Genomic DNA, 14,175 nt, shown 5'->3' on the forward strand with positions numbered 1-14,175 from the left:
CTCAGCGGCCGCTCTTGATCGCCGTCCAGGCGCGCACGCGCTGGCGCTGCACGGTTTCCGGCAACGACTTGGGATCGACCAGCTTGGCGCGCACGTCCTCCGGCGGATACACGCCGGGGTTGTTGGCAATGTCCGGTTCGACCAGCAGGGTGGCGTCCTTGTTCGGGTTGGCGTAGCCCACCGCGTCGGTGATCGCGGCGGCGACCTTGGGATCGAGCAGGTAGTCGATGAAGGCCTGCGCGTTGCCCGGATGCTTGGCGTCCTTCGGGATCGCCATCACGTCCACCCAGCGGATCGCGCCTTCCTTCGGGATCACGTAGCGGATGTCGGGCGCGGGCTTGCCGGTGGCGTCGGCGGCCTCGGTGGCGGCGTCGGCCGCGCCCAGGATGTCGCCGGAGTAGCCCATCGCCACGCACACGTCGCCGTTCGCCAGCGCGTCCTTGTATTCGGCGTTGTTGAAGGTGCGGATGTGCGGGCGGATCGCGGCGTAGATCTGCTTCACCGTGTCGATCTCGTCGGCCGCGCCGGCGTTCGGATCCTTGCCCTTCCAGATCAGCGCCGCGCCGAAGGCTTCCTGGTCGTCGTCGAGCACGCTGATGCCGCACTTCGCCAGCTTGGCGGCGTTGGCGGGATCGAACAGCAGGTTCCACGAATCGATCGGCGCGTTCTCGCCGAGCGCCGCCTTCACCTTGTCCACGTTGATGCCGAGGCCGGTCGTGCCCCACATGTACGGCACCACGTAGGCGTTGCCGGGGTCGATGTCGGCCAGGCCTTGCAGAATGGACGGGTCGAGGTGCGAGAGGTTCGGCAGCTTGGCCTTGTCCAGCGGCAGGTACAGGCCGGCCTTGATCTGCCGCTGCGCGAACGGGCGCGCCGACGGGAACACCAGGTCGTAGCCGCTGCTGCCGGCGGTGAGCTTGGTCTCCAGCGTCTCGTTCTCGGAATAGACGTCGTAGTTGACCTTGATCCCGGTCGCCTTCTCGAAGTTCTCGATGGTGTCGGCGGCCACGTAGTCGGACCAGTTGTAGACGTTCAGCACCTTCTCTTCCGGCCCGGCCGGCTTGGCGGCGGAACCGTCGGCGGCGGGCTTGCCGCCGCAGGCGGTCAGCAACAGGATGGCGCAGGCGAGGGGGGCAAGGCGCAGGGTCACGGCGGTCTCCCGGAAATGGATCGGCAAATGGTACGCGCTGATGCGCGGCGGCTGGAGGCGCTCAGCGACCGCGCATGCGGCCGAACAGGCCGGCCGGTTTCGGCGGCGGTTCGTTCGGCGCCGACGGTTCGGCGGCGACCGCTTCGGCGTGGCCGGTGGCGAGGTGGGCGTTGACGAAACCGGCCACGTCCTCGTGCGCGACGCCGCTGGCTTCGGCGATCTCGGCGACGCTGGCCGGGCCCTTCATCATCACCGTGGCGATGCGGAAGTGCTTGGGGTATTCGCGCTCGGTCTGCGGCCATTTCTTCAGCAGGTAGCGGCCGTCGGCGGCGTCGCCTGACAGCAGGCCGCCGAGCCATTGCAGGCGGGCCAGCGGCTGCGCGGGGCCGAGGGGTGCGGCGTCGGCGTCCCACGCCGCCGCATCGGGAAAGGCGAAATCGGATTCCAGCCATTCGCCGGCGAAGCAGGGCGCCAGCGGCTTGAGCGCGGCCGGACCGTGCCAGACGCCGGCGAGCGGATCGACCAGCAGCGTCGGCGCACCGTCGCGCTGCAGGCGCACGCGCTGGCGCAGGCCGCCGCTGACCAGCCATTGGCGGAGCGGGCGCGCCGCGGGCGGTGCGGGTTCCGGCTCGGGTTCCGGTTCCGGCACGGCGGGCGGCTCCGGTTCGGGCTGCGGCTCGGGTTCGACGATGGGGGCGGGTGCTGGCTCGGGCTTGGCGGGCGGTTGGGGCTCGCGCGGCGGCGGCGTTTCGATGGGCGTCTGCTGCCCCGCGTCGGTGGCGATCTCGCTCAGCAGTACCGCCAGGTCGCTGGCGCTGGCCGGATGCGGCAGGCGGTAGTCGGTCTGCTGGCGGTCGGCCGAGGTCAGCGCGATCACCTTGCGGCCCAGCCCGTGCAGGCGCAGCCAGCTCATCGGGCCGTACAGGCTGTCCATGTCGACGATGACGTAGTCCGCCTCGTCGCCCTGGACCAGCGTCCAGCGGTGGCCGGTTTCGGCATTGGCGATCTTGAACGCGGCGACGATGTCGGCCTCGGTGTCGCGATCCATCCCGGTGGTGCCCAGCGTCAGCGCCATCGCCGTCCCCGCAGCGGAAGTTCCGGTCGAGTGTTGCCGCGCGGGGCGCGCGCGTCAACGTGGGAGATCACGTGGCGAGCGAGCGCGGATTCTTCGCCGGCAGCTGCGCTCTCAGGAACGCCATCTGGTCGGCCAGGATGTTGCGGTTCGACAGGATCAGGTGCTCCACCCAGCTCGGCCGGTAGGGCACCGCCAGCAGCGGCATGTCGGCCTGCTGCGGGGTGCGGTTGCCCTTGCGCGAGTTGCAGTGGAAGCAGGCGGTGACGACGTTTTCCCAGAGGTCGCGGCCGCCCTTCGACACCGGCTGCACGTGGTCGCGGGTCAGCGTGCCGCGGTGGTACTGGCGGCCGCAGTACAGGCACAGGTGCTGGTCGCGGGCGAACAGCGCCTGGTTGGTGAGCGCGGGCGTCGGGTCGATGGCGCCGGGCCGGGCATGGCCGCGGGCGGCGATGATCGGATGCAGGCGGACGATGCTGCGTTCGCCGCTGAAGCGGTTGGTGCCGCCGCGCACGGTGAGGCAGGGCTCGCCCAGCGTCCACGCCACCGCGTCGCGCGCGTACAGGCAGGTGGCGTCCTGCCAGCTCAGCCAGTCCAGCGCGCGGCCGTGCGCGTCCAGCCCGAGCAGGCGCAGGTTGGGGGCGAAGCCGGCGGGGCCGGGGGAAACGAGGGTGTCCGCGTGCAGGGCAGCGGGGCGGTCGCCGGTATGGGCCGGGCGAAAGGTCGCTCTGTCGGTCTCCATCGGGAAACCAGCTTATACGCCTTCGATGACGGTTTGTGTACTTCGATGGCGTGAAGCAGCAAGCCCGTCATTGCCCGCTTTCGCGGGAATGACGGGTTGAGGCGTTCCTGCGGAGTGATCCCGGGCGTTTATGCCGCGCCGAAGCCCTCGTCCGCCAGCGCCATCAGCGTGTCCGCGCCGCTTTCGATCGCGGCCTTGTGCGCCAGCGTGCGCGGCAGGATGCGGGCGAAGTAGAAGCGGGCGGTGTCGCGCTTGGCGTCCTTGAACGCCTGCGGGTGGTCGGACGCGTTGGCCGCGGCGACGCTGCGCGCCCACCAGTAGGCCAGCACCACGTAGCCGGAGTAGAACAGGTAGTCGGTGCTGGCCGCGCCCAGTTCTTCCGGGTTGGCTGCGGCGCGGGTCAGCGTCTCGATGGTGAGCTTGCCCCACTCGCCGCACTTGGCGCGCAGCGGGGCGATGAACTCGGCCAGCGCCGCGTCGCCTTCGTGCTGCTTGGCGAACGCTTCCACTTCGGCGAGGAACAGCTTCAGCCCCGCGCCCTGCGTCGCCGCGGTCTTGCGGCCGATCAGGTCGAGCGACTGGATGCCGGTGGTGCCTTCGTACAGCGTGGTGATGCGGGCGTCGCGCGCCAGTTGCTCCATGCCGTGCTCGGCGATGTAGCCGTGGCCGCCGAAGCACTGCACCGCGTTGTAGGTGTTCTCGATCGCCCACTCGGTCAGGCAGGCCTTGGAGATCGGGGTGAGGAAGCTGACCAGCGTGTGCGCGCGTTCGCGTTCGGCGGGATCGGCGGCCTTCTCGGCGGCGTCCAGCAGCGAGTAGGCATGCATCGACAGCAGCCGGCCGCCTTCGACCAGCGCCTTCTGCGCCAGCAGCATGCGGCGCACGTCGGGCTGCACCAGGATCGGGTCGGCCGGCTTGTCCGGGTACTTCGGGCCGGACAGCGAGCGCGACTGCAACCGCTCGCGGGCGTAGCGCAGCGCGTTCTGGTAGGCGCGTTCGGACAGGCCCAGGCCCTGCACGCCGACGCCGAGGCGGGCCGAGTTCATCATCACGAACATCGCCTGCAGGCCCTTGTGCGGCTGGCCGAGCAGGTAGCCCTCGGCGCCGTCGAAGTTCATCACGCAGGTGGCGGAGCCGTGGATGCCCATCTTGTGCTCGATCGCGCCGCAGCGCACCGCGTTGCGCTCGCCGACCGCGCCGTCGCGCGCCACCTTGAACTTCGGCACCACGAACAGCGAGATGCCCTTGGCGCCGGCCGGGGCGTCCGGCAGCTTGGCCAGCACCAGGTGGACGATGTTGGGGACGAGGTCGTGCTCGCCGGCGGTGATGAAGATCTTGGTGCCGGTGATCGCGTACTTGCCGTCGGCGACGGGCTCCGCGCGGGTCTTGAGCAGGCCGAGGTCGGTGCCGCAGTGCGGCTCGGTCAGGCACATGGTGCCGGTCCAGGTGCCGGCCACCAGCGGCTCCAGGAACACCTTCTGCTGCCAGTCCTCGCCGTAGGTCTCCAGCGCCTTGACCGCGCCGTGGCTGAGCATCGGGAAGTTGCCCCAGGCCAGGTTGGCGCTGTCCACCAGTTCGGTCAGCACGCCGCCAAGCAGCGCGGGCATGCCCTGGCCGCCGTGCTGCGGGTCGTTGGTCAGGCCGGTCCAGCCGCCTTCGACGAACTGGTCGAACGCCTGCTTGAAGCCGGGCGGCGGGGCGACGTCGCCGGTGGCCTTGTCGTACTTGCAGCCGATCTCGTCGCCGATCCGGTTGAGCGGGGCCAGTACGGTCTCGGTGAAGCGCGCGGCTTCGTCCAGCACGGCATCGACCAGCTCGCGGTTGGCGTCGGCGAAGCCGAGCTGCTGGAACAGGGCTTCCGCGCCCAGCACGTCGTAGAGGGCGAAGCGGAGATCGTCGAGGGGGGCCTTGTAGCTGCTCATGCGATGCGTTCCCGGCGCGCGCGGGCCGCCGTTCGGCCCGCTGGAAGCGTGAGCATACTACAGCGTATGGTGGGCCGGAACGGCCCCGGCGCGGGCGGTCAGCGCAGCGCGCCGGGCAGCCCCGGCACCGGCGACAGCGCGCTCTCGCGCTTGATGTCCCAGCGCTTCTGCTTGCCGCCCAGCGGGGTGGCGGTGACGCTGCCGCGCAGGGTGTAGGACAGGCCGCGGCCGTCGGCCAGCGCGCTGGCGATGCGCGCGCGGCCGGCCGGCAGCGGTTCGACGGTGGCGGTGTGCACGTCGGCCGATTCCGGCCCGATGTCCAGCGCCGGCTGCAGGTCCAGCCGCGCCGCGCTGCCGTTGTCGAAGGCGATCTCCAGCGCGGTGCTGTCGAAGCGCATCGCCATGCTGCTGAAGTTGTTGAGGCGCAGCGCCACGTCCCAGCGGCCGTCGGCGCGCACGGTGATCTGCTGGATGCTGGCCGCCGGTTCGGACACCCGGCGCACCGGGCCGCTGCCGCAGCCGGCCAGCAGGAGGGCGAAAGCGGCGATGCAGGCAAGCCGACGGATCATGCGCGGACTCCGGAAGGGGATCGCGGCAGCATACCCGCCGCGCGCGGGCGGATCAGTAGCCGGCTTCCATGCCGCCGGCGGGCTGTTCGCGGATGTACAGGTCCTTGGCGGCGATGAAGGCCTCGGCGCAGCGGTAGGCCTCGCGCCCCAGCTCGATGCGCGCCGCGTCGTCCAGCGGGGCGCTGCGCGGCGCGCCGACGAGCTGGGCGAACAGGTTCAGGGCGATGTCGTGGATGTCCATGCGGGGTTCCCCTGGCGAAACGGCGACCATACACCCGCGGCGGGCCGCTCGGCACCTGCCGGACGTGCGCGTCGCTTCCCCGGAGGATCGCGTGCGCGGAAAGAAGAAGGCCCGGACAAGCCGGGCCTTCTTCGCTCTACATCGCGCGGCGGATCACCAGATCACGACCTGCTTGTCGCCGTCGCGCACCATCGCGTCGCCGGCCTTGCAGCCGAACGCCTGCGCGAACGCCGGCATGTTGCTCGGCGCGCCGATGGCGCGGAAGGTGCCGGGGGCGTGCTCGTTGCTGTTGACGATCAGCTTCATGAAGTCCGGCGTCATCTGGTCGCGCCAGATCGTGCCGAAGCTCAGGAAGAAGCGCTGCTCCTCGGTGTAGCCGTCGATCTTGTCGCTGCCTTTCTTGCCGGCGTCGGCCAGCGCCTTCTGCATCGCGTCCCAGGCCACGTTCAGGCCGCCCAGGTCGGCGATGTTCTCGCCCAGGGTCAGCTTGCCGTTGACGTGCAGGCCGGGCAGAGCCTCGTAGCCGTTGAACTGCTGCACCAGCTTGTCGGTGCGGCCGGCGAAGCCCTTGGCGTCGGCCTCCGTCCACCAGTTCTCGAAGTTGCCGGTCGGCCCGAAGCGGCTGCCCTGGTCGTCGTAGCCGTGGATCATCTCGTGGCCGATCACCGCGCCGATGCCGCCGTAGTTCATCGCGTCGTCGGCGTTCGGGTCGAAGAACGGCGGCTGCAGGATCGCGGCGGGGAAGGTGATGTCGTTGTTGAGCGGGTTGTACTGCGCGTTCACCAGCTGCGGGGTCATGCCCCATTCGGTCTTGTCCACCGGCTTGCCGATCTTGCCGAGCTGCCATTTGTAGTTGAACGCGTTGGCGGCCTGCACGTTGCCGTAGTAGCTGTCGCGGCCGGTGGTCAGGCCGTTCCAGTCGCGCCACTTGTCCGGATAGCCGATCTTCGACTTGAACGTGCCCAGCTTCGCCAGCGCCTTCTGCTTCGTGTCGGGGCTCATCCAGTCGAGCTTTTCGATGCGCGCCTTCAGCGCGACCTGCAGGTTGCCCACCAGGGTTTCCATCTTCGCCTTGGCTTCCGGCGGGAACGCGACCTTCACGTACAGCTGGCCGAAGGCCTCGCCCACGTTGCGGTTGACCGCGCCCAGCACGCGCTTCCAGCGCGCCTTCTGTTCCTTCTGCCCGGCCATGGTCTTGTTGTGGAACTCGAACGATTCCTGCGCGAACGCATCGCTCAGGTAGGGCGAGGCGTCGTCGACGGCGTGGTAGCGCAGGTAGGCCTTCCAGGCGTCCACCGGGGTGTCGCCGATCATCTTGCTCACTTCCTTGTGGAAGTCCGGCATCGCCAGCGAGAACATCGCCGGCACGGCGACGCCCTGCGATTCGAAGAACTTGGTCCACGGGAAGTTCGGGGTCAGCTTGTCGGCGTCGGCCGGCGAGATCGGCTTGTAGTACAGCGAGACGTCGCGGTTCAGCTGCTCGGCGCCGATCGACACCTTGGCCAGGCGCGTCTCGAACGCGACCACCGCCTTGGCCTGCCTGGCCGCGTCGGCCGCCGGCACGCCGGACAGCTCCAGCACCTTGGCGACGTGCGTCTCGTAGGCGGCCAGCTTGTCGGCCTTGTCCTTGTCGAAGTAGTAGCCGCGCTCCGGCAGGCCCAGGCCGCCCTGCGTGGCGTAGGCGATGTTCATCGACGAGTCCTTGAAGTCGGCCTCGGGCCCGAAGTCGAACAGCACGTTTTGGCCCTGCGCCGCGCTGGTGCGCAGGTAGTCTGCGACGGAGGCGCCGTCGGTCAGCGCGTCGATCGCGGCCAGCTCCGGCTTCAGCGGCTCGATGCCCTGCGCGTTGATCTTGGCTTCGTCCATGCCGGTGGCCCAGAAGTCGCCGACCAGCTTGTCCACGCCGGTCGCGCCGGCTTTGGCCGCGGCCTGCTCGGCCAGCTGGTGCTGCACCGCCAGCGAGCGCTCGGCCAGCGCGTCGAAGCCGCCCCAGCTGCTGCGGTCGCCCGGGATCGGGTTCGCCGAATACCACTTGGCGTTGACGAAGCCGTTGAAGTCGGCGCAGACGTTCCTGGCGGCGTCGAGGTCGCCGGCCTGGAAGCGGATGTAGGGCGGCAGCTTGGCGTCGTCCAGCGAATACGCGGCGGCGTCGGGCTTGGCGGCGGCGGCCTGGGCGGCGTCCGGCGCGGCGGCGGGTTTCTGGCAGGCGGCCAGCGCCGCGGTGATGGCGAGGGACAGCAGCAGGTATCTGGGCGTGTTCACGGCGGCGGCTCCGGCGGTGGCGGCGAAAAAAAGACGCGGCACCTGGCCGCGTCTTCGGACTGTATCGACTGGCCCGTGGGCGGGCGGGTGCCGGAGGTCATGGGCCTCCGGCGCCCGCCGACGGGTGGCGCCTTCACGACGGAAGGCGCGGGATCACCAGATCGCGACCTGCTTGTCGCCCTCGCGCACCATCGCGTCGCCGGCCTTGCAGCCGAACGCCTGGGCGAACGCCGGCATGTTGCTCGGCGCGCCGATGGCGCGGAAGTTGGCCGGGGCGTGCGGGTCGGTGTTCAGGCGCACCTTCAGTTCGTCCGGGGTGAAGTTGCGGCGCCAGACGGTGGCCCAGTTCATGTAGAAGCGCTGGTTCTCGCTGTAGCCGTCGATCTTGTCGTCGCCGCTCTTGCCGGCCGCCTTCAGCGCGTTCTGGTAGGCGTCCCACGACACGTTCAGGCCGCCCAGGTCGGCGATGTTCTCGCCCAGGGTCAGCTCGCCCTTCACGTGCAGGTCGTCGATCGCCACGTAGTCGTCGAACTGCTTGACCAGGCGCGCGGTGCGCGACTGGAAGCCGGTCATGTCCGCCTTCGTCCACCAGTTGTTGAAGTTGCCCTTGGCGTCGAACTGGCTGCCCTGGTCGTCGTAGCCGTGCAGCATCTCGTGGCCGATCACCGCGCCGATGCCGCCGTAGTTCAGCGCCGGGTCGGCCTTCGGGTCGAAGAAGGGCGGCTGCAGGATCGCCGCCGGGAACACGATCTCGTTCATCAGCGGGTTGTAGTAGGCGTTGACCGTCTGCGGGGTCATGCCCCATTCGCTGCGGTCCACCGGCTTGCCGATCTTGGCCATGTCCCAGGCGTGGTTGAACTTCGCTGCGGCCATGATGTTCTGCACGTAGCCGTCGCGGCCGGTGGCCAGGCCGTCCCAGCTGCGCCACTTGTCCGGGTAGCCGATCTTGGGCGTGAAGCTGGCCCACTTCTCCATCGCCTTGGCCTTGGTCTCGGCGCTCATCCAGTCCAGCTTCTCGATGCGCGCCTTCAGCGCGTCGCGCAGGTTCTGCACCAGGGTTTCCATCTGCGCCTTGGACTCGGCCGGGAAGTACTGCTTCACGTACAGCTGGCCCAGTGCCTCGCCGGCGCTGCCTTCCACGGTGTCCATCACGCGCTTCCAGCGCGCCTTCTGCTCCTTCTGGCCGCGCAGGGTGCGGGAGAAGAAGTCGAAGCGCTCGTCGCCGAACTTCGCGGCCAGGAACGGCGCCATGCCGTCGATGGCGTTGATCCGCAGGTAGGCCTGCCACTGCGCCGCCGGCACGTCGGCCAGCATCTTGTCGAACTCGGCGAAGAACTTCGGCTGCGACAGCGAGAAGCCGTCGGCGCTCACGCCGTTGGCCTTGAAGAACTCCGACCACGGGAAGTTGGGCGAGGCCTTGTCGGCGTCGGCCATGCTCACGAAGTGGTACTGGTTGTTCGGGTTGCGCAGCTCGATCGGCGACAGCGAGGCCTTGGCGAGGCGGGTCTCGAAGGCCAGCACGTCGGCGGCCTGCGCGTCCGCGTCGGCGGCGGCGACGCCGGCGTTCTGGAGCTGCTTCGAGACGTGCTTCACGAACGCCTCGCGGATCGTCTTGTACTTGCCGTCCGGGCCGTCCTCCAGGTAGTAGGCCTTCTCCGGCAGCGACAGCCCGCCCTGGAAGGCGTATCCGATCTTCTGGCTGGAGTTCTTGAAGTCGGATTCGGCGCCGAAGCTGAACACCTCGCCGCGGCCGGCGGCGAATTCGTCGCGCAGGTACTGGGCGATGTCGGCCGGGGTCTTCAGCGCGGCGATGCGGTCGAGCTGCGGCTGGATCGGCGCGATGCCGGCGGCCTCGATCTTGGCCTCGTCCATGCCGGTGGCGTACAGGTCGCCGATCAGCTTCTCGATGCCGCCGGCGTCCTTCTTCGCGGCGGCGGCTTCGGCGATGCCCTTGCTGGCGGCCTCGGAGCGCTCGTCGAGCATCTCGAAGCTGCCCCAGCTGGTCTTGTCGCCCGGCACAGGGTTGGCGGCCAACCACTTGCTGTTCACGAAGTCGGCGAGATTGGTGCAGGCGTTCTTGCTGGTGTCGAGGTCGGCCACGTTGAACGCGGCCAGCGGCGGCAGGTCGGGCTGCGCGGCGGGGGCGTCGGCCTTGGCGGCGCCGGTATCGGCGGGTGCGGCGGGCTTCTGGCAGGCGCTCAGCGCCGCGGTGATGGCGAGGGACAACAGCAGGAACTTCGGGGTTTTCACGGGCAACGGCTCCGGCGGGCGGATGGAGAGAGAAAAAAAGACGCGGCACAAGGCCGCGTCTTCGGACTGTATCGGTTCGGCCCGGAAGGCGGGGGGTGCCGGAGGTCATGCCTCCGGCGCCCGCCGACGGGCGGCGCCTCAGGGCGAGAAGCGCGGATCGGTCAGCTTCATCTCGGTCAGCGGGCCGTAGCCCTTCATCACGCCGCGGATCTTGGCGGCGTCGCCGATGGCGACGATCACCAGGTCCTGGCTGGCAGGGAACACCGCGCGCGCCGCCGCGACCTGCTCCGGCGTGGCGGCGGCGACCTGGCCCAGATAGCCGTCGATGTAGTCGCGGCCGTCGCCGTACAGGGTCAGCCAGGCGATGGCGCCGGCCAGCTGCGGGGCGGTTTCCATGCCGGGGGCGAACTGCCCGGCGATGTAGTTCTTCGCCGATTGCAGGGTGGCGGCGTCCAGGCCGTCCTTGTGCAGGCGGTCGAGGGTGGCGATGGCGAGGTCGATGGCGGCCTTGGTCGAATCGGTCTTGGTGAAGCTGGTGATCGCCGCCGCGCCCGGCAGGCGCGGACGCTGGATCTGCGAGCTGGCGCCGTAGGTCAGGCCGGACTTCACCCGCAGCTCGGTGTTGAGCATCGAGGTGAAGCGCCCGCCGAACGCGGTCTGCACCAGGTCCTGCGCGGCGCGGGCCGCGTCGTCGCGCTGGCTGCCGACGTTGACCAGCGAGAAGTAGGTCTGGGTGGCGCCCGGCTTGTCCACCAGCAGCACGCGGCGGCCGGTTTCCTTCGCCTTGGCGGTCGCCTGCGGCAGCGCGCCCTGCGCCTTCGCCCAGCCGCCGAACGCCTGCTTCACCTGCGCGGTGACGGCGGCGGGATCGAAGTCGCCGGCGATCGAGACGATCAGGCGGTCGCCGCCCATCTGCTGGCCGCGGAACGCCTGCAAATCGGTCAGCGCGATGGTGGCGAGGCTGGTCTCGTCGCCGCTGGCCGGGCGGCCGTAGGGATGGCCGCGGAACAGCCAGCCGCCGGAGTACTGGCCGATCAGCCGGCGCGGGTCGGAGTCCTTGGCGGCGGCGATGCCGTCGATGGCGTGCTTGCGCAGCTTGTCGAACTCGGCCGGGTCCATCTTCGGCCGCAGCAGCGCGTCGGCCAGCAGCGACAGCATCAGCCCGGTGTCCTTGGATAGGAACTGCGCGCTGGCGCTGATCGCCTCGGCCGAGCTGCCGAAGTTCAGGCTGCCGCCGGCGCCGTCCACGGCCTGCGCGAACGCCAGCGCGTCGCGCTCGCCCGCGCCCTTGGACAGCATTTCCGCCAGCAGGTCGGCGGTGCCTTCCTTGCCGGCCGGGTCGGCCAGCGAGCCGCCGCGCACCAGCACGGTGGCGGCGACCATCGGCACGTCCTTGCGCGGGGTCAGCAGCAGGGTGGCGCCGTTGTCGAGCTGCACGGTCTGGTAGTCGGGCAGCTTGACGTTCTGGTTGGAAGCGGGGGCAGCAGATGCACTGCCGAACGCGAACGCGGCCAGCGCCGCGAGAACGAAACGCAGGCGGCTCATCGTGCGCCCTCCTTGTTGTTGGCTGCGGGCGCCTTGTTGGCGGCGGGCGCGGCGACGGGTTTCAGCAGGCCGGTGGTGCGGTTCTGCGTGCGCAGGATCTTCGCGGCCAGCGCCTGCACCTGGGCGGCGGTGACGGTCTCGAAGGCGGCCGGTTCGTCGAACGCCTTGCGGTAGTCGCCCTCGAACACCTCGGCGGTGCCCAGCGCGCGCGCCTTGCCGTTGATGGTGGCCATGCCGCGCCAGAACTCGGACAGCTTGAGGTTGCGCGCCTTGTCCAGCTCGGCGGCGGTCACGCCGTCGCGGGCGATCTTCGCCAGTTCGTCGTCCAGCAGGGTTTCCGCCTTCGCCATGTCGCCGCCCGGCGGCAGCATCGCGTAGACCCACAGCAGGCCGGGGTCGAAGCCGGCTTCGGCGAACGCGCCGGCCTCCACCGCCGCCTGCTCCTTCTCGACCAGGCGCTGGTTCAGGCGCGAGGATTCGCCTTCGGCCAGGATCGTGGTCAGCAGTTCCAGCGTCGGGTAGTCCTTGCTGCCCGCGCCGATGCCGCTGTGGAAGGCGTAGGCGACGATCGGCGACTGCGCGTCGGCGCGCTCCACCACCAGCCGGCGCTCGCCCAGCTGCTCGGGTTCGACGGTGGTGATCGGAGTCGGCTCCGGCTGGCGCGGCAGCGCGGCCAAGTACTTGTCGGCCATCGCGAACACCTGCGCCGGCTCGACGTCGCCCGCCACCACCAGTACCGCGTTGTTCGGCGCGTAGTAGGTCTTGAAGAACTGCTTGAGGTCGTCGCTCTTCCAGTGCTCGATGTCGCTGGGCCAGCCGATGGTCGGGATCTGGTAGGGATGGGCGACGTAGGCGGTGGCCTGCATCTGCTCCATCAGCGTGCCCATGCTGTCGTTGTCGACGCTGGAGCGGCGCTCGCTGTAGACCACGCCGCGCTCGCTCTCCACCACCTCGGGAACGAAGGCCAGGTTGGCCATGCGGTCGCCTTCGAGGTCGAAGATCGTCTCCAGCGCGCTGGACGGGAACCAGTCGGTGTAGATGGTCAGGTCGTTGCTGGTGCTGGCGTTGTTGCTGCCGCCGGCGGCTTCCATGGTGCGGTCGAACTCGCCCGGCTTCCGGCGGGTGGTGCCGTTGAACATCATGTGTTCGAAGAAGTGCGCCAGCCCGGTGATGCCGGCGTGCTCGTTGCGGCTGCCGACCTTGTAGAAGGTGTAGTAGTTGGCGTTGGGGATGTCGTGGTCCGGCCAGACCACGATCTTCAGGCCGTTGGCCAGGGTCTTGCTGGCGATGGCCTCGCTGCCCGGCACCTTGGCGGCGGGCGGGGAGGCGGGTGCGGCGGCGGACGCCGCGGAACTCAGGCCCAGCGCGAGCGCGCAGGCGAGGGGCAGAAGGCGCATGGGGATTCCCGGTATTGGTACCCGCCCACCATGCCCGAAACCGCCCGCTGGCGTCACCTGCCGGAAGTCGTGCGGCTCCGGCGTTCCGGCGCGGGCGCGTCAGCGGCGCGACATCGCCCGCCACAGCGGCGCGCGGACGCGCATCGCCACCAGCGCCAGCCCGCCGATCAGCAGCACGCTGTACTCCATGCCGTTGCGGCCGGCGCCGACCACGAACCAGCCGTCCGGCGCGTGCACCAGGACGATGCCCATCGCGTAGATGCCGATGAACAGCAGCGCGAACGGGCGCACCCACAGGCCGAGCGCGAGGCAGGCCGAGCCGGCGATCTCGCCGAGGGTCACGCCCCAGGCCACGGCGTACGGCAGCGGGACGCCTTGGCCTTGCAGCCATTCGCCGAACACCGGGCTGCCGCCGTGCAGCAGGCGGTACCAGCCGTGGATGCCGATCAGCAGGGCCAGCAGCAGGCGGAAGCCGAGCAGCGCGCGGTCGGGCGGGGCGGGGAGGTCATTCATGCCGGTTCCTTGTTCGACGAAGAGAGGCGGTCCGCGCGCGCGGCGTCGTTCGCGGCCACCACCAGCAGCATCGCCAGCAGCGCCACGCTGTACTCGCTGCCGCCGACGCCGTGTTCGCCCACGAACCAGCCGCTGTGGCGGTGGATCAGCCAGATGCCGGTGGCGGCGATGACCGCCAGGCCGGTGGCCGCCCAGCGCACGCCGCGGTCGAGCAGCAGCAGGGTGCCCGCGCCCAGTTCGTAGGCGGTGATCGCCAGCACCCAGAGTTCGCCGTGCGGGAAGCCGTGCGCCTCCATGAACCGCGAGAACTGCGGGATGCTGGCGTAGACGAAGCGCATCGACGCGTGCGCCATGAACAGCAGGGCGGTGACGATGCGCAGCAGCCGCAGCGCGTCGGGCAGCGGCCACCACGGGTAGCCGCGCGCCAGCCGGGACAGCGCGGGCGGCGGAAGAAAAAAACCGCGGGACGATGCCGGCCTGTCCCGCGGTTCCCGGGGGTGGATCGCGCCCAT

General features: G+C 70.0%; 12 protein-coding genes. All 12 read right to left on the reverse strand.

What is annotated here, in order from left to right; translation table 11 throughout:
* Position 1: 1 nt before the first annotated feature.
* The 12 genes from H9L17_RS13305 to H9L17_RS13360 all read right to left on the reverse strand — a co-directional run bounded on the left by H9L17_RS13305 (position 2) and on the right by H9L17_RS13360 (position 14,175).
* Complete coding sequence (locus H9L17_RS13305; RefSeq protein ID WP_223158058.1) at positions 2 to 1,150, reverse strand: polyamine ABC transporter substrate-binding protein; 1,149 nt, start codon at positions 1,148 to 1,150, stop codon at positions 2 to 4.
* Between the two features lie 61 nt (positions 1,151 to 1,211).
* Positions 1,212 to 2,225: a hypothetical protein gene (locus tag H9L17_RS13310; RefSeq protein ID WP_187569905.1), complete on the reverse strand. Its 1,014-nt coding sequence runs from the start codon at positions 2,223 to 2,225 to the stop codon at positions 1,212 to 1,214.
* A 67-nt stretch (positions 2,226 to 2,292) separates the two neighbouring features.
* Positions 2,293 to 2,964 carry an HNH endonuclease gene (locus H9L17_RS13315; RefSeq protein WP_187569906.1) on the reverse strand — a complete coding sequence of 224 codons (672 nt, stop codon included), beginning with the start codon at positions 2,962 to 2,964 and terminating at the stop codon, positions 2,293 to 2,295.
* 128 nt (positions 2,965 to 3,092) lie between these two features.
* On the reverse strand, positions 3,093 to 4,886 hold the full coding sequence (locus tag H9L17_RS13320; RefSeq protein ID WP_187569907.1) for an acyl-CoA dehydrogenase C-terminal domain-containing protein: 1,794 nt from the start codon (positions 4,884 to 4,886) through the stop codon (positions 3,093 to 3,095).
* A gap of 98 nt (positions 4,887 to 4,984) precedes the next feature.
* Positions 4,985 to 5,455 (reverse strand): putative periplasmic lipoprotein, encoded by a 471-nt coding sequence (locus tag H9L17_RS13325; protein WP_187569908.1) that lies wholly within the window; start codon positions 5,453 to 5,455, stop codon positions 4,985 to 4,987.
* A 52-nt stretch (positions 5,456 to 5,507) separates the two neighbouring features.
* The gene (locus H9L17_RS13330; RefSeq protein WP_187569909.1) at positions 5,508 to 5,696 is read right to left on the reverse strand and encodes a hypothetical protein; all 189 of its coding nucleotides are present in this window, start codon (positions 5,694 to 5,696) and stop codon (positions 5,508 to 5,510) included.
* Between the two features lie 153 nt (positions 5,697 to 5,849).
* Positions 5,850 to 7,940: a M13 family metallopeptidase gene (locus tag H9L17_RS13335; RefSeq protein WP_425507427.1), complete on the reverse strand. Its 2,091-nt coding sequence runs from the start codon at positions 7,938 to 7,940 to the stop codon at positions 5,850 to 5,852.
* A 171-nt stretch (positions 7,941 to 8,111) separates the two neighbouring features.
* Positions 8,112 to 10,190, reverse strand: coding sequence for a M13 family metallopeptidase (locus H9L17_RS13340; protein ID WP_187571972.1), 2,079 nt, complete (start codon positions 10,188 to 10,190; stop codon positions 8,112 to 8,114).
* 156 nt (positions 10,191 to 10,346) lie between these two features.
* Positions 10,347 to 11,753 (reverse strand): M16 family metallopeptidase, encoded by a 1,407-nt coding sequence (locus tag H9L17_RS13345; RefSeq protein ID WP_187569911.1) that lies wholly within the window; start codon positions 11,751 to 11,753, stop codon positions 10,347 to 10,349.
* Positions 11,750 to 13,150, reverse strand: a complete 1,401-nt coding sequence (locus H9L17_RS13350; RefSeq protein WP_187569912.1) for a M16 family metallopeptidase — start codon at positions 13,148 to 13,150, stop codon at positions 11,750 to 11,752. The genes H9L17_RS13345 and H9L17_RS13350 overlap by 4 nt, the downstream gene beginning before the upstream one ends.
* Positions 13,151 to 13,249: 99 nt before the next feature.
* On the reverse strand, positions 13,250 to 13,663 hold the full coding sequence (locus H9L17_RS13355; protein WP_187569913.1) for a DoxX family protein: 414 nt from the start codon (positions 13,661 to 13,663) through the stop codon (positions 13,250 to 13,252).
* Positions 13,660 to 14,175, reverse strand: coding sequence for a DoxX family protein (locus H9L17_RS13360; RefSeq protein ID WP_187569914.1), 516 nt, complete (start codon positions 14,173 to 14,175; stop codon positions 13,660 to 13,662). Before H9L17_RS13360 ends, H9L17_RS13355 begins: the two co-directional genes overlap by 4 nt.

The organism is Thermomonas brevis, from assembly GCF_014395425.1.
Taxonomy (GTDB): domain Bacteria; phylum Pseudomonadota; class Gammaproteobacteria; order Xanthomonadales; family Xanthomonadaceae; genus Thermomonas; species Thermomonas brevis.